The sequence below is a fragment of the Arthrobacter sp. R-11 genome, assembly GCF_049913155.1.
In the GTDB taxonomy this organism is placed as follows: Bacteria; Actinomycetota; Actinomycetes; order Actinomycetales; family Micrococcaceae; genus Arthrobacter.
In genome coordinates, this window is record NZ_CP183979.1 from 4,177,183 (window position 1) to 4,202,069 (window position 24,887).

At 65.6% G+C, this 24,887-nt stretch carries 24 protein-coding genes and 1 pseudogene; 7 read left to right on the forward strand and 18 right to left on the reverse strand.

Annotation, left to right across the window (positions count from 1 at the left end):
* Window positions 1-56: 56 nt before the first annotated feature.
* On the reverse strand, window positions 57-632 hold the full coding sequence (locus ACN9M4_RS19040; RefSeq protein WP_426300688.1) for a hypothetical protein: 576 nt from the start codon (window positions 630-632) through the stop codon (window positions 57-59).
* A 288-nt stretch (window positions 633-920) separates the two neighbouring features.
* On the opposite strand from ACN9M4_RS19040, the gene ACN9M4_RS19045 reads away from it, so the two are divergent.
* Both ACN9M4_RS19045 and ACN9M4_RS19050 read left to right on the forward strand, forming a co-directional pair.
* Window positions 921-3,116, forward strand: a complete 2,196-nt coding sequence (locus ACN9M4_RS19045; protein ID WP_426300690.1) for a glycoside hydrolase family 32 protein — start codon at window positions 921-923, stop codon at window positions 3,114-3,116.
* 3 nt (window positions 3,117-3,119) lie between these two features.
* Window positions 3,120-3,368, forward strand: a complete 249-nt coding sequence (locus tag ACN9M4_RS19050; protein WP_426300692.1) for a hypothetical protein — start codon at window positions 3,120-3,122, stop codon at window positions 3,366-3,368.
* A 259-nt stretch (window positions 3,369-3,627) separates the two neighbouring features.
* On the opposite strand, the gene ACN9M4_RS19055 is transcribed toward ACN9M4_RS19050, so the two are convergent.
* The 9 genes from ACN9M4_RS19055 to ACN9M4_RS19095 form a co-directional block, all read right to left on the reverse strand.
* Window positions 3,628-5,049, reverse strand: a complete 1,422-nt coding sequence (locus ACN9M4_RS19055; protein WP_426303544.1) for a glycoside hydrolase family 32 protein — start codon at window positions 5,047-5,049, stop codon at window positions 3,628-3,630.
* Window positions 5,050-5,346: 297 nt separating this feature from the next.
* Window positions 5,347-6,900 (reverse strand): glycoside hydrolase family 32 protein, encoded by a 1,554-nt coding sequence (locus tag ACN9M4_RS19060; protein ID WP_426300694.1) that lies wholly within the window; start codon window positions 6,898-6,900, stop codon window positions 5,347-5,349.
* Window positions 6,901-7,953 carry an ATP-binding cassette domain-containing protein gene (locus ACN9M4_RS19065; RefSeq protein ID WP_426300696.1) on the reverse strand — a complete coding sequence of 351 codons (1,053 nt, stop codon included), beginning with the start codon at window positions 7,951-7,953 and terminating at the stop codon, window positions 6,901-6,903.
* Window positions 7,950-8,915 carry an ABC transporter ATP-binding protein gene (locus ACN9M4_RS19070; RefSeq protein ID WP_426300698.1) on the reverse strand — a complete coding sequence of 322 codons (966 nt, stop codon included), beginning with the start codon at window positions 8,913-8,915 and terminating at the stop codon, window positions 7,950-7,952. The genes ACN9M4_RS19065 and ACN9M4_RS19070 overlap by 4 nt, the downstream gene beginning before the upstream one ends.
* Entirely contained in the window at window positions 8,912-9,874 is a 963-nt protein-coding gene (locus ACN9M4_RS19075) for an ABC transporter permease (RefSeq protein ID WP_426300700.1), read from the reverse strand. Before ACN9M4_RS19075 ends, ACN9M4_RS19070 begins: the two co-directional genes overlap by 4 nt.
* A gap of 10 nt (window positions 9,875-9,884) precedes the next feature.
* Window positions 9,885-10,862, reverse strand: coding sequence for an ABC transporter permease (locus ACN9M4_RS19080; protein WP_426300702.1), 978 nt, complete (start codon window positions 10,860-10,862; stop codon window positions 9,885-9,887).
* A 103-nt stretch (window positions 10,863-10,965) separates the two neighbouring features.
* Window positions 10,966-12,642, reverse strand: a complete 1,677-nt coding sequence (locus ACN9M4_RS19085) for an ABC transporter substrate-binding protein (RefSeq protein ID WP_426300704.1) — start codon at window positions 12,640-12,642, stop codon at window positions 10,966-10,968.
* 77 nt (window positions 12,643-12,719) lie between these two features.
* Window positions 12,720-13,736, reverse strand: a complete 1,017-nt coding sequence (locus ACN9M4_RS19090) for a LacI family DNA-binding transcriptional regulator (RefSeq protein ID WP_426303546.1) — start codon at window positions 13,734-13,736, stop codon at window positions 12,720-12,722.
* 223 nt (window positions 13,737-13,959) lie between these two features.
* The gene (locus ACN9M4_RS19095; RefSeq protein WP_426300706.1) at window positions 13,960-14,217 is read right to left on the reverse strand and encodes a hypothetical protein; all 258 of its coding nucleotides are present in this window, start codon (window positions 14,215-14,217) and stop codon (window positions 13,960-13,962) included.
* On the opposite strand from ACN9M4_RS19095, the gene ACN9M4_RS19100 reads away from it, so the two are divergent.
* The 4 genes from ACN9M4_RS19100 (at window position 14,207) to ACN9M4_RS19115 (ending at window position 15,738) form a co-directional block, all read left to right on the forward strand.
* The gene (locus ACN9M4_RS19100; protein WP_426300708.1) at window positions 14,207-14,542 is read left to right on the forward strand and encodes a hypothetical protein; all 336 of its coding nucleotides are present in this window, start codon (window positions 14,207-14,209) and stop codon (window positions 14,540-14,542) included. The genes ACN9M4_RS19095 and ACN9M4_RS19100 overlap by 11 nt on opposite strands.
* Complete coding sequence (locus ACN9M4_RS19105) at window positions 14,539-14,841, forward strand: winged helix-turn-helix domain-containing protein (protein WP_426300710.1); 303 nt, start codon at window positions 14,539-14,541, stop codon at window positions 14,839-14,841. The genes ACN9M4_RS19100 and ACN9M4_RS19105 overlap by 4 nt, the downstream gene beginning before the upstream one ends.
* A 157-nt stretch (window positions 14,842-14,998) precedes the next feature.
* Window positions 14,999-15,421 (forward strand): helix-turn-helix domain-containing protein, encoded by a 423-nt coding sequence (locus tag ACN9M4_RS19110; protein WP_426300712.1) that lies wholly within the window; start codon window positions 14,999-15,001, stop codon window positions 15,419-15,421.
* A gap of 95 nt (window positions 15,422-15,516) precedes the next feature.
* Complete coding sequence (locus ACN9M4_RS19115; RefSeq protein WP_426300714.1) at window positions 15,517-15,738, forward strand: hypothetical protein; 222 nt, start codon at window positions 15,517-15,519, stop codon at window positions 15,736-15,738.
* A 46-nt stretch (window positions 15,739-15,784) separates the two neighbouring features.
* Here the strand turns inward: ACN9M4_RS19115 and ACN9M4_RS19120 are convergent, their stop codons facing one another.
* Together ACN9M4_RS19120 and ACN9M4_RS19125 are read right to left on the reverse strand one after the other, a co-directional pair.
* Window positions 15,785-16,966, reverse strand: a complete 1,182-nt coding sequence (locus tag ACN9M4_RS19120; RefSeq protein WP_426303548.1) for a helix-turn-helix domain-containing protein — start codon at window positions 16,964-16,966, stop codon at window positions 15,785-15,787.
* Window positions 16,867-17,284, reverse strand: a pseudogene (locus tag ACN9M4_RS19125) (hypothetical protein); the annotation flags it as partial. The pseudogene ACN9M4_RS19125 and the gene ACN9M4_RS19120, both read right to left, overlap by 100 nt.
* A gap of 230 nt (window positions 17,285-17,514) precedes the next feature.
* Here ACN9M4_RS19125 and ald point away from each other — a divergent pair.
* On the forward strand, window positions 17,515-18,633 hold the full coding sequence (gene ald, locus ACN9M4_RS19130) for an alanine dehydrogenase (protein WP_426300716.1): 1,119 nt from the start codon (window positions 17,515-17,517) through the stop codon (window positions 18,631-18,633).
* Between the two features lie 142 nt (window positions 18,634-18,775).
* Here ald and ACN9M4_RS19135 read toward each other — a convergent pair whose 3' ends face one another.
* The 6 genes from ACN9M4_RS19135 to ACN9M4_RS19160 all read right to left on the reverse strand — a co-directional run bounded on the left by ACN9M4_RS19135 (window position 18,776) and on the right by ACN9M4_RS19160 (window position 24,864).
* Window positions 18,776-19,132: a hypothetical protein gene (locus ACN9M4_RS19135; RefSeq protein WP_426300718.1), complete on the reverse strand. Its 357-nt coding sequence runs from the start codon at window positions 19,130-19,132 to the stop codon at window positions 18,776-18,778.
* A gap of 636 nt (window positions 19,133-19,768) precedes the next feature.
* Window positions 19,769-20,449 (reverse strand): hypothetical protein, encoded by a 681-nt coding sequence (locus ACN9M4_RS19140; protein ID WP_426300720.1) that lies wholly within the window; start codon window positions 20,447-20,449, stop codon window positions 19,769-19,771.
* Entirely contained in the window at window positions 20,446-20,997 is a 552-nt protein-coding gene (locus ACN9M4_RS19145; RefSeq protein ID WP_426300722.1) for an RNA polymerase sigma factor, read from the reverse strand. Before ACN9M4_RS19145 ends, ACN9M4_RS19140 begins: the two co-directional genes overlap by 4 nt.
* A gap of 133 nt (window positions 20,998-21,130) precedes the next feature.
* Window positions 21,131-21,841, reverse strand: a complete 711-nt coding sequence (locus tag ACN9M4_RS19150; protein ID WP_426300724.1) for a hypothetical protein — start codon at window positions 21,839-21,841, stop codon at window positions 21,131-21,133.
* A 137-nt stretch (window positions 21,842-21,978) separates the two neighbouring features.
* The gene (locus tag ACN9M4_RS19155) at window positions 21,979-23,037 is read right to left on the reverse strand and encodes a Gfo/Idh/MocA family protein (RefSeq protein ID WP_426300726.1); all 1,059 of its coding nucleotides are present in this window, start codon (window positions 23,035-23,037) and stop codon (window positions 21,979-21,981) included.
* 117 nt (window positions 23,038-23,154) lie between these two features.
* A complete protein-coding gene (locus ACN9M4_RS19160; protein ID WP_426300728.1) occupies window positions 23,155-24,864 on the reverse strand; it encodes an ABC transporter family substrate-binding protein in 1,710 nt (569 codons plus the stop codon).
* Between the last annotated feature and the right edge of the window lie 23 nt (window positions 24,865-24,887).

The window sequence follows — 24,887 nt, forward strand, 5'->3', positions numbered from 1 at the left end:
GGGCAAACAACGCTTCAGCGGGCGAAACCCGGGCCGGCGGGACTTCTACCTCCGGCTCAGAGCGGCGTGACGACGAGGTCCTGGTAGGCGGCGCGGCCGTCGAAGACGTTCACGCCCACCTTCCCCGAGCTGAACTGCGCGTCCGTGATGTCGATCAGCTGCACGCCATCCACGGAGACGGTAATCCGGTTCCCCTGGATCGCCGTGTCCAGCTGGTAGCTCACGCCCTGCGAGAGGGCCAGCGGGACCTTCGCCAGGATGCCCGTCGCAGGGTTGAACACCCCGTTGACCAGCAAAAACACGCGGACTTCGCGCAGGTTCGGGTCCAGATTCACGTAGTACGCGCTCGAGCCGTCCGCGGAAGAGCGCAGCAGCACCGAGCCCGCACCGCCGTAGCCGTGTTCCGGGGCGAGGCCGCGGTTGCGCATGGCACCGGCGAAGGGTTCACCGCTGAAGCGCACCGCGGCCTGGACCCGCACATCCGTGAACGACGCCGGACTCATCGCCGTCGAGTCCTTGTCGAAGGTTCCGGCCAACCCGGCGCCCGTGCTTTCCCAGCGTCCGCCGGGCACCACCGTGTACGCACCCAGGTTGTGCCGGGCGCTTCCGGTGGCAGCGGGCAGCGGGGCCAACGGCGGAGCCGTGCTTTGCGGTAAGCCCGCCAGCCGCGCCGTGTCCGAAAGCTGGTGGACCTTGACGGAGACCAGCCGTGCTGCGCTTAAGGTCGGCTCTCACGACTGTCGCGCTCCCGTTCCCGAGAGATGGGCGCAGTGTTTCACGGCGTTCTTGGGCTCGGCGTGCCGGGGCCGGCTCGTCGAGCGCGAGTCTGCCAATCGCACCACCACTCTTCCCAAAGATGCGACGATGGGCATGTTAACGCGCGTTAGTAACGCGCGTTAATCAATGGGGGTTGCTTAATCATGAAATGGAAATCTCGCGTCCTACCCCTCTGGGTCGGCGCTCTCGCCGGCGTGATAGGTTCCACGGGGCTTAGCCCCCTGGCGGCCCACGCTGACAACCCGGATGCCGAGCAATACCGCCCGCAGTACCACTTCTCCGTTCCTGATCACTGGAAGAACGACCCGATCCGCCCTGTCTACCTCAACGGGGAGTACAACTACTACTACTTGTACGACGCCGACTACAACGGCGTTTCAACCCAGACGGCTTGGCGTCATGCGACTACGACCGACAACGTCGTATACAAGGACGGGGGTATTGCCATCCCTGAGGGGACAAGCTTCGGCTCGCCTATGGCAGGATCGATCGTCATCGATACGAACAACACGGCGGGATTCGGTGCAGGAGCGCTCGTGGCGCTCGTCTCCGTCGATGAGGGCCCCACCAACGCGACCGATCAGTGGGTGTACTACTCCACCGACGGCGGAGCGACCTTCACGCCATACTCGACCACCACTCCGGCGATGACGAACCCTGGTCCTGGGCTCCACGAATTCCGTGACCCGAAGATTGAATGGGATGCCGCGAACACCCAATGGGTCGCCCTTGTCGCCGAGCCCTTGAGTGGGATCGACTTCTACACCTCCTCGGACCTGAAGAACTGGACACTCGAATCGTTCTTTCCTGCCCCGAGCGGGATCACTTTCACGGAGTGCCCCGACTTCTTCCAGATGCGCGCCGATGACAACACTCTCCAGTGGGTTCTCGGCGCCAGCACCGGCGGAAGCATGCACACCTTCGCCTACTGGCCGGGCAACTGGGATGGGACCACCTTCACCCCTGACACCACGGTGCCCAAGTGGCTTGACTATGGCGATGACTTCTACGCCGCTGTCACCTACGCCGACGAGTCATCCACCGATCAGAGCAAGCGTTTCCTGAAGGGCTGGATGAACTACTGGACACACCCGAACATCGCCAAGAGCTGGACGGTCGACGGCTTCACCGGCACCGACGCGATCACGCGTGAACTGACCCTAAAGGAGACCGACGGCACCTACCGCCTCACTTCCAAGCCCGTCGGGGCCCTCGACGACTACGCAACACGCAAATGGGACCTCGGAGACATTGAGGTTAACGGAGCAACCGACCTGGACTATCACGGGACGTCGTATCGCCTCGACACGACCATCTCGTGGTCGGACCTGGACAACGCAGCCATCAAGCTCCGGCGTTCTCCGGACGGCACGCGCGACTTCACTGTCGGCAAGTTCGACGACTTCGTCTATGTCGACGCCAATGACCCGACGATGTACCGGGAGAATCACGCCCCGTACGACCCGCAGGCCACCTCCGTACATCTCACCATCCTCGTGGACACCACAAGTGTCGAGGTGTTCGTCAACGGAGGGGAACAGGCGCTGACGATGAAATCGAACCTCGATCCCACCGACACGGGACTTCAACTGTTCACAGACGGCGGGGCAGCAACGTTCAGCGATGTCACGATCACGGAGTTCGCGAACGTGTCCGGCCTGGCGGACGCCGGATCGGCTTACCAGGACTTCGAAAGCGGATACGGCAGCTGGACGACGACGGGCAGCGCGTTCGGCTCCGCACCCGCGACCGGAACCCTCTCCGGACAGCAGCCCGTCAGCGGATGGCTGGGAACGAACCTCGTGAACAGCTATCTCGGCGGCGACTCGTCGACTGGCACGCTCACATCACCCTCGTTCACCGTGTCCAGCCCCTATGTGAATTTCCTTGTCGGCGGCGGGAATCATCCCACACCCTCGGACCTGCTCAACGGTTTCGAGGGCAGCACCTGGGGCACGGGCTGGACCGCCACCGGGAGTTACTCCGGCCAAGGGCCGAGCACCGCGAGCCTCACTAATCAAGTCGGAGCGAAAGTCGCGGACACCTATGTGAACGGGGGAGATTCGGCGACCGGCACCATCGTGTCCCCGGATTTCACGATCACTCGGGACTACGTCACCTTCAGGATCGCCGGTGGCAACTACCCGTGGACGGCGAGCGGAAACACATCCGTGCAACTGGTCATCGACGGCAATGTCTACTTCACTGCGACCGGTGACAACACAACCACGCTAAGAACTGTCGGATGGGACGTGCATTCGCTCCGTGGCAAGACAGCACATCTCGAGATCGTCGACAACTCAACGTCGTCCTCATGGGGCCACATCATGGTCGACTAAATCATGTTGGGGAATACGCCGACTGCAATCGTTGGTGAACCCAATGCGCCCACCGCGGTGAACCTCAAGGTCGGCGGCGTCGTTGTCCGGACGGCAACGGGCACCGACAGTGAGCGGTTGCACTGGGAGTCGTGGGATGTAGCCGACTACATCGGACAGAGCGCGCAGCTGGAAATTGTCGACCAGAACACGACCGGTTGGGGCCACCTCAACGTGGATCACGTTCTCTTCTCGAGTCAACCGCTGGGATGAACGACGGTGAACCTCCCGGACCTCCTTGTTATCCATCGTCCGACCCCGAGTGCCAGGGGTCGAGGCTGGGAGGCACCGGGAGGTTCACAGCTCGACGGCGTGGTCGCCGCGGCACGGCTTACTGTCGTCTGTGTCTTCACCGTTCTCCTTGGTCGGTCCGGCGACGAGTGGGCGTTGTGCTGGAATCTCGTCCCGCGCGTGTAGGGTCCACCCTGCGACGCGAGATCGTGATTGCGCTGGCAGGAGTTGGGGTGGGCTATTACGTTGGGTTGAGTTCGCGAATCGTCAGGTCCCGGAATGTGGCGTCTCCTTCATATGCGTAGAGGCGGATGCAGCTGTCAGCTTCAAGTGGGAACACCCGGTGCGAGTGCACGACGCGCCCGTCTCCGATGAACATCTCGACGCTCGTACGATCCACGAGGATGCGGATCGTAAGGCGCCCTGTCGAGGGGTCGATTGGAGTTTGAGTTTCGCCGGCCGTTGGGTTGATCGTGGGACGCCGGTTGAGGTAGGCGAAGCGTCCTCGCAGGAATGCACCGGCGGCGACATGCCTGCCGCCGCCGGGTGCGCGGCATACCTCGAGACCTAGGTTGGCGGGCGCGGCGGCCGGGTCCCACACCAGCTCGCAGGACAGGTCGTAGGCGAGTGCCCGGACGTCGAGGTCGCGAGTACCTTCTACCGCCACGTCCCCTAGGCGGTGGGTGTGCTTCACATGGTTTACAAGCGCGGACGTGGGAGCGGATGCGAGGTAGTAGCCACCCTTTCCCTGCTTAAGGCGGACGTCGCGCACGATCATGTCGTCGCCGTTGTAGGCGTCGGTCGCGAGGGTCGGCGTGTTGTGGGGGTAGTCCCAGAAGTTCGCCCAGCCGATAGCCCGGCGGAGGGTGTCATCCTCCGCCCCGGACGCGTCGTGATGGGGGTAGGTCACTGCCCCGTAGAAGTCAAAGCCATAATCAAGCCATTCCGGCTCGGGATGGTCGGGCGTGAACGAACTGCCGTCGAAAGCTCCGGTCCAGTACGCGTAAGTCGCGGGGAGGCCGCGGCCTTTGCCGTTCGCGCTCGTGCCGAGGATCCAGTGTGATGTACCGTCGTCAGCGGCCATGCGGAAGATGTCAGGGCACTCGAGAAGCCCCAGGTCGGTGCGTACGAACTCGCCGACACGCTGCCAGGACCGCAGGTCCGTGGAGGCGTAGAAGCCGAGCTTTTGCCCCTCGGCGGTGATCATGAACCACCGCTCACGTTCGGCGTCCCAGATCACCTTAGGATCGCGGAAGTCGGGCACTCCAGGGTTCGGCAGCACCGGCGCCGTGCCACCGGGCTGGAACGAGCGCCCGAGGTCGGTCGAGTACCAGAGGTACTGAGCCTGGCGACCTTCTGGGTGCTGGCTCACGAGGGCGATCACGGCGCCCTCGCCATATCCCGCGGTGTTTCGCTCATCGACTACAAGACATCCTGACATACAGTCACCGTTGCCGTTGCTGAACTTCGGGATCGCGACGCCGCAGTCGCGGAACGCGACATGATCGCTGGTCGTCGCGCGGCGCCACGATGTCCCCGCGCCGCCATCCAGGTAGTCAGCGTTGTACAAGTAGTAGTAGTGGTACTCCCCGTCAAGGTAGATGGGGCGCTGCGGGTCATTCTTCCAATTGTCGGGCACGCTGAAGTGATAGATCGGGCGCATCCCGGCTGATCCCTTCGAGGGTGAGTCGCCTGATGCAGTGTCGAGCGATCCGCCGAGCGCGACCGCACCGGTTTCGGTAAGGAGTGCATGACGGGAGTCAGCGGGTGTATCTTCCATGAGATCCCTTTGTTCTGGGCAGTCTGGGTGCTGCCATACGAGTAGGTCTTGATTCAGCGGGGACTTGCCACGCTCCGGCACATGGACCACGGGCCCAATCGTGTGAGTGCCGGGGTCAGCACGCCCTCATCCTGCATCAGGTATGGGCTTGGAAAAGGTACTGAGGGTCGGCCCCTACGTTTAGGGGAAGAGGACGCGGCTGCCTCCTCCGAAGATCTCCCCCATGGTCCAGGTATCGAAGGACAGGAGCCGCGCGGAACCCGCAACGGCGCCCAGGCTGACGTTGCCGCCGTCGAGCACCGGGTAGGCGCGTGCGGTGAGCGGCTTGCCGTTCGCGAAGATCTCGACGGCGGAACGGTCCACCAGGACGCGCAGCGAGACGCGGCCCTCGGGCATGGTGACCGGCCCCTCCCGCGGTTCGGTGTCCAGGCCTTCCTCTTCGGCAGACAGGCTGCTTCGGCTGCGGTCCAGCCGAAGCATTCCGGAGGAACCGTCCGCGTCAAGGGCCAGTTCGACGACGGTTTCCTCGCGCCCGTCTTCCGAACCCAGCAGCCCGAGCCGCACCACGGAACCGGCGGACAGCTGCAGCTCGAGTTCCATATCCAGCTGGTTACCGGAAATACCGGTCTTAACGGGCGTCCCGGCACCCACCAGCACCCGCCCCGGCAAAGAGACATGTCCGCTGCGCAGCTGTTCGAGTTCGGGCACCGGCGCGAAGGACAGCGTGCCGTCCGCGGCCAGGGTGGTCACGCGGGGCAGGCTCATCACGCCGGACCAGCCGGCCTCCACCGAGGTTTCCTCGGGGCGGCCTTCCTGCAGCCAGCCGAACATGATCCGCCGGCCGGACTCGTCCTGGAAGGACTGCGGGGCGTAGAAGTAGCGGCCGCCGTAGTCGAGCCGGTGCAGGGCGGCGGGCTCGAAGGTGTCGCCGGAGTAGCGGCCTGTCCAGTACAGCGGATGGCAGGTGTCGCCGTCGTTCCATGCGGAGAAGACCAGCGCGTCCTCCCCCTGGCCACCGGGACCGCCCAGGGTGCCCGTGCCGGCACGGAACAGGTCCACGCATTCCCACATGGTCCCGGTCCAGTCCGTGGCCTCCGGGTCGCCCGAGGCGTCGCCGATGAACAGCGGGCCCACGTAGTCCCAGGAACGGAGGTCAGCGGACTCGTACAGGAACGCCGTGCCGCCGCGGCCACGGATGCCTGAGCCCACCAGCTGCCGCCACTTCTCGCCTTCCCGCCACACGCAGTGGTCGCGGTACGCAGTGATGTCGACGCCGGCTGGCGGGGCCGCGATCACGGGGTTTTCCGGGGCCTTGCTCCAGCTCAGCAGATCGGGCGAGCCCACCGCTACGCAGGGCAGTTCGTGCTCACCGTGCCGGCCGGAGTACACCAGGGTGGGCCTGCCGCCGTCGTTCACCAGGACGCCGGACCAGCAGCCGTCCCGGTCAGGATCAGCCGGGCCGGAACCCGGCTCCAGCGCCACGGGCACGTCCTCCCAATGAACCAGGTCAGTGGAGACCGCGTGGCCCCAAAGGATGCGGTGGTGGAAGGCACCCTCCGGGTTGTACTGGTAAAAGAGGTGGTACGTGCCGTCCCACTGGCAGACGCCGTTGGGGTCGTTGAGCCAGCCGCCGGGGGACACGAAGTGGAAGCGGGGGCGGTGCGGGTCGGCTTCCGCACGGGCCACGAGTTCCCCGCGGGGAACGGTGGCGAGCGGGTGGGTCAGTTCAGTCATTCAGGAGACCTTGGATTCTACGAGGGCGTGGCCGCCCGAGCCAGCGGCGGGACGGTAGAGGTGGCAGCGCACCCAGTGGCGGTTTTCGGGGCTGCCCACGCGGTGGCGGACGGGGTGCTCGGCAGAGCAGGGCTGTTCGGGGTCGCCGTCGAACGCGCACGACGCCGGACTCATCACCGCGGCGCGCAGCTCCGCCCTGCGGACGGGGTCGTAGGAGCCGGCGCGGGCCGGGTCCGGCACCGCGGAGACCAGCAACTGCGTGTACGGGTGGGCGGGGTTGGCCAGGAGGTCCAAGGACTCGCCTTCCTCCACGAGCTCCCCGGCGAACATCACCGCCGTGCGGTCCGCGAGGTAGCGGGCGGAGGCGAGGTCGTGGGTGATGTAGAGCATGGAGATGCCCTGCTCGTCGCGGAGTTTGCGCATCAGGTTCAGGATCCCGATCCGCACGGAAACATCCAGCATGGAGGTGGGCTCGTCCGCGAGGATCACCTGCGGTTCCACGGCCAGGGCCCGGGCGATCGCCACGCGCTGGCGCTGCCCGCCGGAAAGTTCGTGCGGGTAGGAATTGAGCATGTCCGCCTGCAGGCCTACGGTGGCCATGAGCTCCTCGAGGCGCTGCTGCGTTCCGGCGGCGGAACCGGCCTTGCCGTGGATCGCGAGGGAGCGGCGCAGGCAGTGCTCGATCCGGTGCGCCGGGTTGAGCGAGCCGAAGGGGTCCTGGAACACCATCTGCAGCTGGGAACGGTACGCCCGGGAGGCCTGGAAACGGTCGCGCTTGAGGACGTCGACGCCGTCCAGCAGGATCTCCCCCGAGCTCGGCTTTTCGAGGCGGGCCACGCAGCGGGCCAGGGTGCTTTTGCCGGAACCGGACTCACCGACGAGGGCCACGATTTCGCCGTGGCCCAGGCTCAGGTCCACCTGGTGCAGGGCCCGGACGGACTTCTTGGACAGGAGGCCGCCGATAGGGAAGGTCTTGCTGAGGCCGCGGATTTCCAGGGCGGGTTGCCCGGTTCCTGCGGCGGGCGTTGCGGCACCCAAGGTAGTGGCACTCATCGGGAGGCTCCTTCCAGGAGCGCGGACGGGACGGGTCCGCCGGCCGTGGCCGCGAACGGTGCCACGAAGTGGCCGGGCGAGACCTCGGCGAGGTCGGGGATGTTGCGGAACTTCACGCCGTCGGCCAGTCCCGTGAGCGGAACCCGCGGCCCGGTGAGGGGCGGGAACGCGCCCATGAGGGCCTGGGTGTAGGGGTGCTGCGGGGCGCTGTGGATCTCCGCGGCCTTCGCGGTTTCCACGATCCGGCCCCCGTACATCACAGCCATGCGGTGCGAGAGTTCCACCATGAGGGACATGTCATGCGTGATGAACAGTACGGAGAAGCCCAGTTCGTGCTGCAATTCCTTGATCTGGGCCATGATTTCCTGCTGCACCACCACATCCAGCGCCGTGGTGGGTTCATCCAGGATCAGCAGCGAGGGCTTGAGGGCCACGGCCATGGCGATCACGGCCCGCTGGCGCATGCCGCCGGAGAGCTGGTGCGGGTAGGACCTGAGCCGGACGGGATCGATCCGGACCAGTTCCAGCAGCTCCGCGGCCCGGCGCAGGGATTCCCTGCGGGAGTAGCCGGCGTGCGTGGTGTAGATGTCGGTGATCTGCTCGCCGATGGTCAGCACCGGATTGAGCGAGTTCATGGCCGACTGGAACACCATTGCCACGTCCTGCCAGCGGAAGCGGCGCAGTTCCTCGGGGCTCATCGCCAGTACGTCCTTGCCGCCGAAGCGGATGCTGCCGCCGGCGATCTTCGCCGGGTCCTTGAGCAGGCGCATGATCGAGTTGGCGATGGTGGACTTGCCGCAGCCGGATTCGCCGGCCAGGCCGAAGACCTCCCCGGTGCCGATGCTGAAGGAGACACGGTCGACGGCGGTGGTGGAGCGGGTGTCGCCCACGTACTTCACGGTGAGGTCCTTGACCTCCAGGACGGGTTCGTGGGAGCCGAAAGAGACTTGGGAGACGGTCATTTCGCGGCGCTCCTTTCCGTAGCGGGCTCGACGACGGTTGGTGCGACGGCGGAGCCCGGCTTGGCTGCCTTAATCTTCCGCAGGCGGGGGTTGGTGACCTCGTCCACGGCGTAGTTGATGAGGGCCAGGGCGAAGGCTACAAGTGCGATGCAGATACCCGAGGGAACGAAGACCCACCAGCTACCGGTCAGCAGGGCGCCTTCGTTGCCGGCCCAGAAGAGGTTGTTGCCCCAGGAGACGGTGCTGACATCGCCCAGGCCCAGGAACTCCAGGCCCGCCTGCGCGCCGATGCCGTAGATGACGCAACCCAGCAGGGTTCCCATGACGATCGAGGCCATGTTGGGCAGGATCTCGCGGAACATGATCCGCCCGGCCCGTTCACCGGACACCACGGCCGCGGCCACGAAGTCCTTGGAACGGATGGACAGCGCCTGAGAGCGCAGCACCCGGGCGGAGCCGGCCCAGCCGGTGACCACCAGGACAAGGATCACAGTGCCCAGGCCGGGCGGCAGGAACGCGGCCAGGATGACCAGCAGCGGCAGGCCCGGCAGGAGCAGGAACACGTTGGTGACCAGGGACAATGCCTCGTCGATCACCTTGCCGAAGTAGGCGGAGGCCAGGCCCACCAAAATGCCGATAAAGGTGGAGGCGAAACCCACAGTCAACCCGACCAACAGAGAACTGCGGGAGCCATGGACAGTCAGGGCAAGCACGTCCTGACCCTTGGCCGTGGTGCCGAGCCAGTGCTCGGGAGACGGTTCCAGGCTGGCCATGTCCGTGATCCGGGACGGGTCTCCGGGAAACAGCACAGGGGCCAGCAACGCAAGCGCGATGAACACCAGCATCACGATCATGCCCACCAAGGCCTTCTTGTTGGTGATAAGTCCGTGGACGAAACTGCGGTTGGGCTTGCGGGCAGCTGTGGGCTGAGTGGGCGGCTTCAGAATTGCGGTTGTCATGATCGGTCCCTCAGTTGCTGCGCACGCGCGGGTCGAGGCGGACGTACAGGATGTCCACCAGGAAGTTGGCCAGCAGCACGGCGGCCGTGATGGTCAGGAACAGACCCTGCATGAGCGGGTAGTCCAGGCCCTGCACCGCGTTCAGCAGCTGGTAGCCGACGCCCGGGTAGGCGAACACCACCTCAGTCAGCAGCGCACCACCCACCACGAAGCCCAGGCTCATGCCGAAGCTGGTCACGGAGGGCAGCATGGCGTTGCGGGCCGCGTAGCGGAACATGATGCGCCCCGGCCTGAGGCCCTTGGCTTCGGCCATCGTGATGTAGTCCTCGGCGTTGGTGGCGATCATCGTGTTGCGCATGCCCAGCATCCATCCGCCGATCGAGACCAGCACGATCGTCAAAGCCGGCAGCACCAGGTGGGCGCCGGCGTCGCCGATGAATTCCCAGCTGAAGGCCGGTTCCAGGCCATCGGTGAACGCGTGGCGCAGCGGGAACCAGCCGAGGATCACGCCGAACAGGTACAGCGCACCCATGGCCAGCCAGAAGTACGGGAAGGAGCCGATGAAGATCAGCAGCGGCGGCAGTGCCGAGTCGATCGCGCCGCCACGCCGCCAGGCGGCGAGGATGCCCAGCAGGTTGCCCACGACGGCGGCAATCACCAGGGCGGTCCCGCCCAGCAGGAGGGTCCAGCCGATCTGGGAGGCGATGACCTCGGTGACGGGGGTGGGGAACCGGGTGATGGAAACACCCATGTTGCCAGTGACGATGTTGGTCAGGTAGTCGGCGTACTGCTCCCAGATGGGGCGGCTGTCCACGCCGAGGAGCTTGCGCAGGGCCTCGATCTGTTCGGGCTGCATCTGGCCGGCGGAACGGGCGAACATGCGGGAGACGGGGTCGCCGGGCATGAAGCGCGGGAGCAGGAAGTTCAGGGTGATGGATACCCAGAAGGCGATCAGGTAGAAACCCAGGCGGCGAAGGATGAAGCGCACGGTTTCCTCCATTCAGATATTGCGGTAATGGGGAGGGGCGGCATGCCCGGCGCGGTGGTTCAACGCCGGACATGCCGGTCTAGGCGGCCCTTGCGCGGCTCGCTTACTTGCGCGGCTCGACTGTGGTCAGTAGCAGGACAGCGGTGGGTGTACTGGCCGAGAGGGTGGCGTACGGGTTGTCCTGTGTGGGCCAGCCGGTGAAGCGGGTGTCGTTGTAGGCGCCCCATTCCGGGCCGGAGAACAGCGGCACCAGCGGTGCGGCGTCGTTGTATTCTTCCTGGAGCTTGTAGGCGATGTCCTTCTGCTTGGACTCGTCGGACTCGGCCGCGAACTGGGCCAGCAGGGCATCAGCCTTGGTATCTCCGAAGCGGTGGTAGTTGTCGAACGCCTTGGTGCCAACCGGCTTCACGGTCCCTGTGCCCATGGAGGTGTTGAAGTACTTGTACGGGCTGGGGTCATTGGCGCTCCAGACGATGCCGGAATCGAAGGTGCCCTGCTCGTAGCCAGCCACCACCGCGGCCCAGTCCGGGGAGTCAACCTTGGCGGTGACGCCCACGGCCTGCAGGTTCTGGGAGATCACGTTGGCCACGGACACCCAGTCGGAGGAGGTTGCGCCCACGGAGATCTTGAACTCGAAGGGCTTGCCGTCCTTGAGGGTGCGCTTGCCGTCGGCGCCCTTAGGGTAGCCGGCCTGGTCCAGGAGTTTGTTGGCTTCGTCCACGTTGAGCTTGGTCCAGGTGCAGTTGTCTTTGAGGGCGGGGTTCTTCCAGGTTTCGTAGTTGCCGGAGAGGCCGGTGCAGTCGGCGGGCTGTGCGTAGCCGCTCATGCCGATCTTGGTGACCTGGTCGCGGTCCACGGCCATGCTGAGGGCCTTGCGGACGTCAACATCGGTGAAGGGCGCCTTGGTGGTGTTGAGCTGCCAGTTGATCATCGAGCCCGTGGCCGGGAACCAGTAGTGGCGGTGTGCCTTGTCCTTGGCGATGAAGGTCTTCTCAATGTTGGGGATGAACTGCGGGGCCCAGTCCACGTCGCCGTTAGCGGCGGCGAGGTTGGCGCCGTCGTTGCCTGCGAAGGCGAGCACCTTGATGCCGGCGATCTTCTGCTTCTCCGGCTGCCAGTAGTTGGGATTCTTCTTCAGCACGAAGGACTGGGCCTGGAAGTTCGCCACCTCGGTGTAGGGGCCGGTGCCGACGGGCTTGGCGTTGGCGTCCTTTTCCGGATCCTTCAGGGCCGACCAGATGTGCTTAGGCAGGATGGTGAGCTGTCCGACGTCGTACAGGGCCGGCGACCACGGCGTGTTGAAGGTGAAGGTGACCTTGTTTGTCCCCTCGGGGGTGACGGCCTTCAGGTACTCGAAGCCGCCCTTGATCTTCTTCTGCAGCTGGAAGGTGTAGGCGACGTCGTCAGCCACGAATGGCTTGCCGTCGGACCACTTCACGCCGTCACGCAAGGTGAAGGTGATGGACTTGCCGTCATTCGCGGCCTTCCACTCGGTGGCGAGCCACGGCACCGTATTTCCCTTGGCCGGGTTGAAGATCAGCAGGGATTCGTAGATGGACTGCTGCACCATCGGGTTCACGGTGGGGGCGAACGGGTTGAAATTTTGCACGAACGTGCCCATGTCGGGACGCGGGATCGTGAGGAAGGCGTTCGCGTTCCTTCCGGCGTCGGTGCCGGCGGGTTTGTCGACCGTGGCCACGCAGCCTGTCAGCAGCATTGCGCCTATTGCCAGGCCGGCCGCAGTGATGCGGGCAGTCCTAAAGAATCGCTGATGTGTCATGATGGTTATCTCATTCCTATCTTCATCACTGAAGGTGAAGGTGTTGTTGGGGTTGCTTTTCAGGTAATGATTTGCCGTCAGACTGAAAAGCGTTCTAGCAGCGGACAGTCGACCATTTGCTGATGGGCAGTGATCGGCTGTCCAGCTGTAAGGCTTGCGAGCGTCCGGACTCCCAGGGCGCCCATTTCCTCGAAGGGCAACGCAACCGTGGTGAGTTTCGGCCTGAGGTAGGCCGCAATCAATTCCTGGTTGTCGAAGCCGATCACGGCGATGTCTCCGGGGATGGTCAGTCCCCGTTCCTTGATGGCGTCATAGGCGCCCATCGCCATCCGGTCGTTGAGGCAGAACAGGGCCGTCGGCCGGCCCTCCTCTTCCGGATACCGGTCAAGAATCGTGCAGGCGGCCGTATAGCCGCCGTCCGCCGTCGCGTGTCCGGAGACGACGAGTTCCGGGTCCAGTTCCAGCCCGGCGGCGGCGAGTGCTTCGCGGGCGCCCTCCAAGCGTCCGACGGCGGCGGGGATGTCCGGGTCCAGGTTGATGACGCCGATCCGGCGGTGGCCCGCCTGGAGCAAGCGTTCGACGGCGACCCGGCCCCCGGCGCGTTCGTCCGGGACGATGGAGGGCAGTTTGCCGTCGGCGTCAAAGCAGTTGATCAGCACCGTGGGCACCTCGCCAGCGCTTTCCGGAACGTGAACGCCGCGGTGGTACGTGGCCGCATAGAGGAGTCCCTCGACGCGCTGTTCCAGGAGCTTCTCGATGGCGGCGTCCTCCAGGCCCTGGTTGGGGCCTTGCGCATCGGCCTGGTCGGAGGGCGCGATGAGCAGGAAGCGGCGGTCCAGCCAGGCCTGGTCCTGTGCGCCCTTGATGATGTCCACGGCGAAGGGCGCCGTGACGATCTCGGTGACAATGCCGTACCAGTCGCTGCGCTGGGAGGCCAGGGCGCGGGCGCCGGCGTTTGGCCGGTACCCGAGTTCCTGGACGGCCTCGGCAATGCGGTTCCGGGTTTCCTCGGAGATGCCCACATTCGCGCGGTTGCTCAGGACGAAGGAGACGGTGGTGCGGGAAACCCCGGCGTGCCGGGCGACGTCGGTCATGGTAACCCCCCGCTGCCGGGGCTTGCTTGACGCGTTAGCGGCTTTGCCTGCGGTTTTCGCGGCTTTGCCGGCCTTGCCGTCGGCGGTGCTTCTCGCCATTGAATGCTCCACTTGCTCTTCGTCGAACAAAGCCTCTGCTTGCTCTGGTTTACTGTTCCAGGTCGCTAGGTAACGCGCGTCACCTGGAAGATGTGATTCAGGTTACGCGCGTTAGTCGAAGGTGTCAACGACGAATTTCTTGGAGATTTCCCAATGCGGTCCAATCCATCCAGACGGGGCCGGGAACAATGGAAAGTACTTGACGTATTGGAAAGTACTTTCCTAGAATCGTCGCACTGAACACAAACAACAGGGGGAACGTCATGGACGAAACGACAGGTAGCTTGTCTCCGGAAAGTGCGCGGGAGCTACTAGCAAAGGCCGACTCGATCGGGTCCATTTCCACCAGTTCAGCCGCCTGGCCTGCGGCGATGGTCTTCACCAGCCTGGCCATCATTGGTTCCTTCCTGATGATTGGCATGCAGATCGTCACCCACACCGGTTACGGCGCACCCTTGCTGGCCGTATCCGCAGGCATCTGGGGAGCCGCGACGGCAAGCATCTGGCCGATGTTCCAGAAATCCACCAAGGCCGGATTCACCCGGCGGTTCCTGACCTCCCTCTTTGCCTACTTCACGCTCTATTGCGCAGCCTTGATTCTGGGAGCCATATTCTTCCCCACGGGAAACCTGTGGTTCTACGTCCCTGCTGCCATCTTCCTGGCCGCCGTCGGCCTGGCCGCGGCGTTCCGCGAGCTGCGCGCATGAGCGCCGTAGACCATCCCCGCCATGGGCTCAACGAGCTTGTCCATTCACCGGTCCGCTTTTCCATCATGGCCGCGCTTGCACATGCCGAAATGCTCGATTTCAAAGACATCCGGGATGCCATCCAGGTGAGTGATTCGGTGCTGAGCAAACAACTGTCCCTCCTGGAAAAGGCCGGGTACGTGAGAATCAAGAAGAGCTTCGCCGGCAAAATGCCGCGGACCTCGGCTAGTCTGACACCCGACGGGCGCGAGGCATGGGCCGAGCATTTGCGGGTCCTGCGGGAAATTGCGGGCGGCTGAGTCCGGGCTGTTTCACGGACCGCCCCCGGGCTGGTTCACGGGACCCCGCGGCGCCCCACGGCCTGAATAGTCCGGCCGCCTTCGCGGGCTGCCGCCCTGTTCGCTTCCAACTTTGCCGGGCTCGGTTCAGGGCCTAGCGGACCGATAGGCTTCTGCCATGGCATTGAGAGCCCCCCGCGTAACTCCCGGGCTACCCGCCGAGGAAGCCCAAGGCCTGGCCCGTTCGCTCCAGGACAGCAACGACATCACGGTGTTCGTGGACGGCACCGTCCACCGTCTCCCCGCCACGGCGCGGGACGCCGTCGTCGACATGCTCCAGAGGCTCGGCCGCGGCGAAGCGGTGAGCGTCAGCAGCATCGAGGAAATGCTCACCACCTCACAGGCGGCGGAGCTTGCGGGAATCTCGCACACTTATCTGCGGAATATGACCGACCGGGGCGAGATCCCCGTGGAGTACCGGGGCACGCACCGGCGCATCCGACTCGGCGCCATCATGGCCTGGCTCGAAACCCAGAAAGCCCAGAAAAAGGGCGCGGATCCGGCCGGCCCCGCAGCGGAAGAGCCTGCCGGCCAAGCATGACACCGGCCCCGTCGCACATGACGGCGTGATAAGGATCAAGCAACAATCCCGCGGAACACGCCAAAGGGCCGCACCCCCGGCGATACCCTTAATCCGTGCGAAATTTCAAGGGATGGCATATCTTGGCGGGCCTGGCCGCGATGGCCATTGCCGCCCCCTTGGGTTCGCTCATGGGACTGAATTTCGTGGCCACTTTCATGTTCGCCTGTGTGGCTTTTGTCGCGGTCGCCTTCTGGGTGGACAACAGGCTTGCCCGGCGCCGCACGGCCAGGCCGGAAACCGGCGAACTCCCGCTCCGCGACCCCGCCGACAGCTAGGCCCCGGCCTTCAGGTCCGCGGCCGAGCTCAGGCCCGCGGCCGGGATCAGATCCGCGGCCGCGCCGCCCATCTCCTGGCCTTGAGCGCCGCGTGCAGTTCCAGCCGGACTCCCCCGTTGAGGGGATCGACGCCGATCAGCTGCCGGATCCGCGCCAGCCGGTTGTAGATGCTGCTGCGGTGCAGGTGCAGTTCCTTCGCCACTTCCTGCACCGAGCCGTCGCTGTCATACAGCAGCTCGAGCACCGGCAGGAGTTCCCCGTTGCGGTCCGCGGCCTCCAGCGTGCCGAAGTGCACTGAGCCGTGGTCGTCCCAGCCGCCCGGGGCCGTCAGGCGGTCGAAAAGCTGGTAGACGCCGGTGGCACGGCTGTCCACCAGCTCGCCGAGGCGGGGGTCGACGGCGGCGGCTTGGGCTGCAAGCTTTGCCTGCCGGTAGGCGGGGCCGAGTCCGCGGATCGCGGGCAACGGTTCGCTGATGCCCAGGATCAGCCGCTCCACGCCGCGGCCGGAGCGCTTGGCCAGCTCCAGCTGGTAGTGCACCAGCACCTGCGCGTGCACGGCCCGTCCGGCGGTTTCCCGGAACAGCATCACGGCGTGCGTTTCTGCTCCGGCGCTGAACAGCACGGAGTCGACGCCGATGGTGGACTGCAGCGCGGCCGAGCGGTGGATGAGGGTCGCCGCGAGGGGATCGCCGACGCCGTCGCCTCCTCCGGCGTCAAGCACCACCACCAGCTGCCACGGGGCTTTGCCCTGGATTTCCTTCCAGCCGGCCACCGCGGCAAGCGCGTTCGATTCGCCCTCGCACGCGGAAAGGAACTCGCGTTCGCGGCGGCGCCGGAACTCGGACTCGGCGGTGTTGGATTCCAGCAGCAGCCCGGCCAGCAGGTCCAGTTCGTTCCGCACGCCGGGCAGTTGGGCGAGGATCGCCGTCGCGCTTTGCTCCTCGAGGTCCTGCTGCACCCAGAGGTACCCCACCCGGAATCCGCGCACCAGCAAGGGAACGCACACCCGGCCCAGCATGCCCAGTTCATCGTTGGCCGGGACCACCACCGGGCGCACCGCCGTGGCGATGCCGTGCGACAGCTGCCAGGCGCTCACGTCCGCGGGCACCTTCTTGCTGAGCAGGAAGTTCACCCGGACGCGGTCGGCGTGGGACTGGTTGGAGCTGTAGGCGAGCAGCACGCCGTCGAGGTCCTCCAGCGACAGGCCGCGGCCGAGCTTGAGCGCCACTTCCTCGACAAGCTGTTCCACGTCCTGCTGCATGCAGCAAGACTACTGCCGGGAAAGCTCCGCTTTCTCTCCCCGGAGGCACGCAGCATGGCCTCGCGGTCGAAGCTGCCCTCCCACCTGGCCACCACGAAGGTCGCCACGCAGTTGCCCAGGAGATTGACCACCACCTGCATCGAATCCATCAGACGGTCCGCCCCGCGCCGTCGAGGTTGAAGGAGTAGCCGGTGGGATGACCAGGCCGGAGGTGCTGCGCGGGCAGCCTGCGTTGGCCAGCTTGGTGATGATGCGCGGCATGAGAGCGCGCGGGCGCGACACCCCTCGGACACCTGCCAGCGCCGTTCGGAGGGCACCCAACATCAGGCGACACCTGCCGCCCCACGGTTCGACAAATGTCGAGGCAAGAATCGCAAAAACCCCGGAATCACGCGGAAGTCACTTCCCGCCGTCGGGCGCTTTCCTGTCTGGTGGCTCACAGCGGATCTATTCTGGAATCACAGTCCCCCACCGCACAGAGGCCCAGCAAGCCTTTCGACAATGGAGCCCAAAAAATGATCATCGGTGTCCCCAAAGAGATCAAGAACAACGAATTCCGTGTAGCCATCACTGCGGCCGGAGTTCACGAGTTCCGCACCCACGGCCACACCGTGCTGGTGGAGCGCGGGGCAGGCCTGGGCTCCGGAATCACCGACGAGGAATACTCGATCGCCGGCGCCGAGATCGTTGCCGAAGCCGATGACGTGTGGGCCCGCGCCGACATGGTCATGAAGGTCAAGGAACCCATTGCCGCCGAATACCACCGCTTCCGCAAGGGCCTGGTCCTCTTCACCTACCTGCACCTGGCGGCAGAGCCCGAGCTGACCCAGGAGCTCATCAACTCCGGCGTCACCGCCATCGCCTACGAGACCGTGCAGGACGGCCGTGCACTGCCGCTGCTGGCCCCGATGTCCGAGGTTGCCGGCCGCCTTTCCGTGCAGGTGGGTGCCAACTCCCTCATGGCCCCGGCCGGCGGCAAGGGCGTGCTGCTGGGCGGCGTCCCCGGTGTCCGTCCGGCCAAGGTCGTGGTGCTGGGTGCGGGCGTGGCCGGCACCAACGCCGCCGCTATGGCCCTGGGCCTCGGCGCCGACGTGACCATCATGGACATCAACATCAACCGCCTTCGCGAGCTGGATGCCCAGTACCAGGGCCGCCTGAAGACCGTCGCCTCCAACGCCTACGAGATCGAAAAGGCCGTGGTGGACGCCGACCTCGTGATCGGTTCCGTCCTGATCCCGGGTGCGAAGGCACCGAAGCTGGTCTCCAACGAGCTCGTCTCCCGCATGAAGCCGGGCTCCGTGCTGGTGGACATCGCAGTGGACCAGGGCGGCTGCTTCGCCGACACCCACCCCACCACGCACCAGGAACCCACCTACAAGGTGCACAACTCGATCTTCTACTGCGTCGCCAACATGCCCGGCGCCGTGCCGAACACCTCCACCTACGCGCTGACCAACGTCACCCTGCGCTACGCCGTGGCCCTGGCCAACCTGGGCGTCAAGGCCGCCTTCGACCGCGACCCCGCCCTGGCCGCCGGCCTCAACATCGCCGCCGGCCACGTGGCACACCACTCGGTGTCCGAGGCCCACGGCCTGCCCCTGGTGGCCGACTGGCACGAGCTGGTTTCGGCCTAGCTTCACCCGCATCGACTGCTGCGTTGATGTCGTTTTGGACCTCCAGAACGACATCAACGCGGGGCCCACAGCGGCGAGTGGCCTCGGGCGAGGAACGAGCCTGGGGAGCCGCTGGGGGCGGTCGATTGCTGTTTAAGCAGGCCTAGGAAAGCGCCTCGCAGATCGGCTGAAGCGCGCTGGAGTCTCCGTGCTCGAAGTACTCGAAGAACGGATGCTGTCCCGCTTCGAAAAGTACGGAATCGTCCGCTGCGTTCTGGACTGTTCGGCCGGCATCGATCAAGACCGTTCCGTCCGTCCCGGCGATCCGCAAGCGGTTGGTCAATGCCTCGGTCCCTGTGCCGGGGTCGCCGGGGGTTCCGAGGATATGGTCGATCCGGTTGCGCTCATACCAGGAGAGGGTGGCGCCGGTCAGCGGATTCGTCAGAGTTCCGAGGATTTCGTCCCGGAAGTGTCGCTCGGTCAGGTCCCCGTTCAGGTCGTAGTAGCGTTTTCCGGTCACGGACCTGGTCCCGCTGATAAGGACCTCAAAGGGTGCAGGCCCGGCGCACTGGATTCCTGTCGGTTCCCCCGAGAACGACGGCTCCGTGAACGCCACATCACAGATGGTTCCCGCACCGACTGTTTTGCACACGGGGTTGAACTCGGCCGGGACCGGAGGGTTGAGGGTTGAGGGATCAACGCTGTGATCGGCTGACGATGAGGACTGGGGCGCCCCGGTTGCCGCCGAGGCTCCCGGAACTCCTACGAATAAGGCGGCCGCACAGGCAAGGACCGCCGCGAGATGGGGCTTGAACATTGGGGCATCTCCGTTCAATAGGGGGCTGAAGCACCGTTAGGCCAGCCCCCTACGTTCGGTGCAAGTGCAAGCTACGCTCAGCCCCTTTGCCCGTCAAGAGTCCCGCAGTCCGGACTCGTGCCGGAGCGCCAGGAAGGCGTCGTCGTCGGCGAGTTCCCGTGCACGGCGCGCAGTGATTTCCGCGTAGCTTCAGCCTTACGACAATCGACTGTCCCCTGCGTAGACGTCGTTTTGGACCTCCAGAACGACATCAACGCGGGGCCCACAGCGGCGAGTGGCCCCGGGCGAAGAACGAGCCTGGGGAGCCGCTGGGGACGGTCGATTGCTGTTTTAACAGGCCTAGGGTTTCGCCGGAACCTCCGGCAGGGATGGCGAGGGGACCGGCACCGGCGCTGTGGGCGCGGGCACAGGCACTTTGACCGGTCCTTCCGAGGGAATGACCGGAATGTCCTTCCGCGGTTCAACGGAACTTCCGGAATGATGCGGGGTCACGGGGGCCGGGTTCCCGGCGGGCGGCGTGGCGGTGGTGGAAGGAGCCGGGGCTGCGCCCGGGGCGTGGGCCGCCTCAGTGGGATGCGGGCTGAAGGATGGCGCCGCCGGAGCTGCGGGCGGCGCGGCCGGCGCCGGGAGCACCTTGGCGACAACGGTGCCCACCGCCTCGCCCAGGTGGCTCAAGGCAGCCGGGATGCCGCCGTCGGAAGCTGCTGCAGCCGTGGCACCGGCCGCGAGTGATGCCGCGACGGCGACGGCGGTGACCACCAAGCGGCGCCTGCTGCGGCGCGCGGACAATTCGTCCACGGGCGCGGCGGCAGTGCTGTCGGTCGCGGGGTCCTCCGCGTGCCGGAGGACGGCGCCCGGCACCATCAGGGCCTGCAGTTGCGCCGAAGGCTCCGGGCGGACTTCGGCCAGGGCACGGAGTTCCAGCAGTTCGCCGCGGAGGTCCGCCGCGTCACGGAGGCCGGCCTCTGCCAGCAGGCGGTCGATGCCCGCGGCAGCGCCGTTAGCGGGTTTTTCGCTCATGATCTGCCATTCCTTTGTAGCGCGCACTTCCGGAGTGCGTGCAGGGCCCTGCGCTGCAACTGCTTCACAGCCCCTTGCGTCTTCCCCATGATGGCCGCCGTTTCTTCCAGTGAAAGGTCCGCCACGACCCGCAAGGCCAGCACTTCGCGGTAATCGTCCCTGAGCCCCGCCAGCAGCTCGGTCACGCCAAGCCCCTCGCCGTGGCCGAACGCCTGTGCCTCGGCCGACGGTGCGCGGCGGTCATCCAGTTCCGGCTCAAAGGAACTGAACGCCGGTTCGCGCTCCCGTTTTCTGTAGTGGTCCACCAGGCGTGCGTGTGCGATCGAGAAGAGCAGCGACTTCGCTCCCTGGAGGCCGCCGTGAAGGGATGGGATTTTCGGGTACAAGGCCAGGAAAACATCCTGGGTGACCGCTTCGGGGTCGTGGACGCCGCGGGCCTGAAGGTATCCGCGCACCTGGCCGGAGAAGCTGTTGTAGGCAGCCGTGAAGAACAGTGCGGGGTCCTCCCCGACCGTCGGCGTGTATTCGTCAGCCAAAGGGTCCAGCACCCGCGGCCCTCCATCCCACGCAGCGCTGCCGCCTCGTCCGATGACCCGGGAAACGGCGCTGTCGTCTGTTACATCGCAGGGGCTCCCCGCCCGAAAACAGGGAGCCCCTCATCGTTAGAGCCTAGTCGCGGCCTTAGGGACGGACGGAATCGGCCAGTCCGCCAACTTTGCCGGGAAGCTCGGCCGGGGTCCCCGGAACGGCAGGCACGGCAGGAACAGCCGGGGCGCCCGGCGCGGCGGGAATTGCCGGGACAGCAGGCACAGCCGGCAGGCTTGCGTTCGCACCGGTGTTGGCCTCGGCCGAAGCCGTGCCGCGGGCTTCGAGCTGGGCGTCGACGCCTGCCACAACCTCTTCGCAGTGCGCGTCAACGTTGGCCTCGCCGCCTGCGGCGACAACCAGGGACTCATAGCCCGGAACCTTGGCGTCCGCGTTCAGCCCACCGCTGAGCAGCGCCTTGCACAGTCCGAACGATTCGGGCAGGACGACGTCGGCGGCCTTCGCCTTCGCGGCCGCAATAGCGCCTGCGATCTTTGCCTTCGCGGCTTCGACGGCGTCGGCAGCAGTCGCCTCCGCGCCGTCGGCGGAATCAGCTGCCTTTTCCTGTGCGTCGGCAGCAGCGGCACCAGCAGCGTCGGTGGCCTTCGCCTTCGCGGCGCCGGCTTCTCCGGCAAGTTCCTGGGCAGCAGGAGCAGGTGCGCCGATCAGTTCATGGGCCTTCTGCTGAAGATCGGCAGGAAGCGCGCCGGCGAACGCGGCTACGCCGGAACCGCCTACCGTGACGGCTCCGGCGGCGAGGAGGCCGGCTGCGACTTTGCTGGTGGCAAGGACAGTGAACAAGGACATGGAACCCTCCGACAAAATGTCTGGCATTGGCACGGCAGCAACGGTCGGCTGCCGGTGGTCTGTGGCGCGGGCGTTGCCCGCACGACCCTTACATCGCCAGGGGCCGCGGAAAAGTTACACCTTCACGGAAAAAGTTTTCAGGCAGCGAGCTCCCGGGCCTGCTCTATCAGCTCCAGCACCGCGGCCGAATCCGCCGGATCCACCGGGAGGGGCAACGCCGAGGAGGCTCCGCCGTCGCCGATCTTTTCGGCGAGGATCCGATAGAACTCCTGGTAGGCGCCGCGCTCGGTGGGCACGGGCGTGCGGACGCCGTCGCGCTCCAGGATCCCGTAGTTCTCCTGCGAGTCGAGGCCGTACGCAGGGTCCGCGGGCAGGCCGCCGGCCAGGATGAACGGTTCCTGCGGGTCGATGCCGTACTTCACGAAGCCGGCGTCGCTGCCCAGGATCCGGAAGCGCGGGCCGTGGAGGCGGCTGCTCAAGTTCAGTGCGTGGTGGCTGATGACGCCGGACTCGTGCCGGAGCGCCAGGAAGACGTCGTCGTCAGCGCGTTCCTGTGCACGGCGCGCGGTGATTTCCGCGTAGCTGACCGTCGCGGGGCCCAGCAACTGCAGCGCCAGGTCCAGCACGTGGGTGCCGAGGTCGTAGAGGACCCCGCCGCCGTCGTTCACGCCCGCGCCGGCCTTCCAGGCCTTGCTGATCTGCGGCGCCCAGCGCTCCATGGAACTTTCGAAACGCAGCACCTCACCCAGCACGCCGGCGTCGAGCAGTTTCCTTACGGTGAGAGCATCGCCGTCCCAGCGGCGGTTCTGGTACACGGTGAGCACCCGGCCCAGCCGCCCCGCCAGCTCGATCAGTTCCCGCGCCTGCGCGCTGTGCACGGCGAACGGCTTGTCTACGACGACGTCGAGCCCGGCTTCCAGCGCGGCTTTCGCCAGCGGGTAGTGGCTTGCCGGGGGCGTCCCGAGCACGATCAGGTCCAGTTCCCCGGCGAGGGCCAGTATGTCGTCCGGCCGGTCCACGAGCTTCACGCCCGGATAGCGCTCCGCTGCGGACTGGCGCCGCCCGGCGTCGGAGGTGGCGATCACGTCCAGTGAGAACTCCTGGTTGGCGGCGAGGAACGGCGCGTGGAAAACGCTGCCGGACAGGCCGTAACCGGCGACGGCGGCACGGATGGGAGTGCGGGAAGCTGCGGTCATGCTGCCAAGGCTACGCCCGGCTCACCGGCGTCCGACAGCGAGGGGCCGGTGCCAGCGGATCTTCCGCGGGCACCGGCCCCTCGTGTGTTGCTGAAGCGTGTGTTGCTGCAGCGGGGGTTACTTCTTTTCCCAGCCGATGGTGGTCCAGTCCGGAACCGGGGTGTCAGTCGAGTTGGCAAACAGTGACGGACCGTAGTTCGCCAGGCCCTTCTTGACGAAGTAGATCTGCGGGCCGTTCATGACAACACCCATGGAGAAGTACTTGGCCATGTGCTTCTTCTCGACCTCCATGGCGGCCTTGTTTCGCTCGGCGTCGTCCTCGATGCTGGAGAGCTTGGCGATCTCGGCGTCGAGCTCCTTGTCACCCAGGCCGTTTTCGTTGACCTTGGAGTCGTAGTACTGCTTCACGGCGTCGGTGGCGTCAGAGCCCACCGTATAGCCGGAGATGGTCATGTCGAACTCGCGGGAACCGATGATCTTGCCGAATTCCCCGCTGCCCTTCTGGTCGATTCCCACGTCCATGCCGGCAGCCTGGAGCTGCTTCTGCAGGGTCTGGGTGGTTGCCAGCGAGGTGGGATCGTCGCCGAAGTTGGTGATCTTGAAGGCAACGGGCTTGCCGTCCTTCTCCATGATGCCCTTGCTGTTCGGTGTGTAACCGGCGTCCGTGAGGACCTTCTTGGCCGCTTCCGGGCCGCTCTCCTTCACCGGGTAGTTGTCCTGGTAGTTCTTGGAGAACGGCATCAGCATCATCGATCCTGAGCTTTCCTCTTCCCAGTTCAGGCCGTTGAAGCGCACCTTGCGGATGGCTTCGCGGTCGACGGCGGTGAAGACGGCCTTGCGGACGGCGACGTCGGTGAGGGACGCGCGCTTGGCGTTCAGGTTCAGGCCACCGGCGAAGAGGCGCTGGCCGCGGCGGATGTCAGTGTCCTTGGTGCCTTCCAGCTGCTTGTAGCGGGTAAGGGTCCGGCCGTCAGTCGCGTCGATTTCACCGTTCTTGAAGGCGGCAATCGTCGCACTGTCTTCCATCTGGCGGAAGACCACTTTGGAGAGCACCGGTTTGGCACCCCACCACTTCTCATTGGGGACCACTACGACGGTCTTGGCGGCGGCATCGTAGTTCTCCACCTTGAAGGGGCCGGCCATCCATTCGGGGTGGAGGTTGCCGGCAAACCCCTTGTTGAAGATTTCCGGGGTGTTCACCTTGGGGTGGATCAGGCCGGTGAACAGGGCATCCAGCGGGTACACGGGCTGGGTGGTGGTGACAATGACTTCCTTGTCATTGGCGCCGGCCTTGACCGAGTCCACGAATTCGTAGGCGCCGGAGGTCACGATGTCGATGTCCTTGTTCTTGCCCTGGAGCATCTTCCAGGTGTTCTCGAACGTCTTGACGTCGATCGGCGTGCCGTCGTTGAAGGTCGCTTTGTCGTTGACCTTGATGGTGACGGTCTGCTTGCCGTCCTTGACCTCGCTCTTGACGGACTCGCAGAAGTCCTTGTTCGGCGTCGCGGTGCCGTCGAAGGCAAAGTTCCAGCAGCCCCAGGTGCCGGCGCCGTCGATCGGACGGTGCAGCGCGGTGTTGTCCGCGCTGTTGCCCACATTGGAGAAACCGTTGAAGTCCGGGCCGATGCTGTCCAAGGCCAGGGTCAGCGTGCCGCCCTGTTCCAGGTCCTTCGGGTCCTTTTCATTGATGCTGATGAGCTTGCTGATATCGCCGCCTGCCGACTGCGCCTTTTGGGATGCAGGGCCCGACGGCGTGCCGCCGCCGCATGCGGTCAGCATCAGCGCCGAGGCGATCGCCACGCCGCTGATGGTCAGGTACTTCTTCATTGTTCTCCCCTTCAGTACTGCGT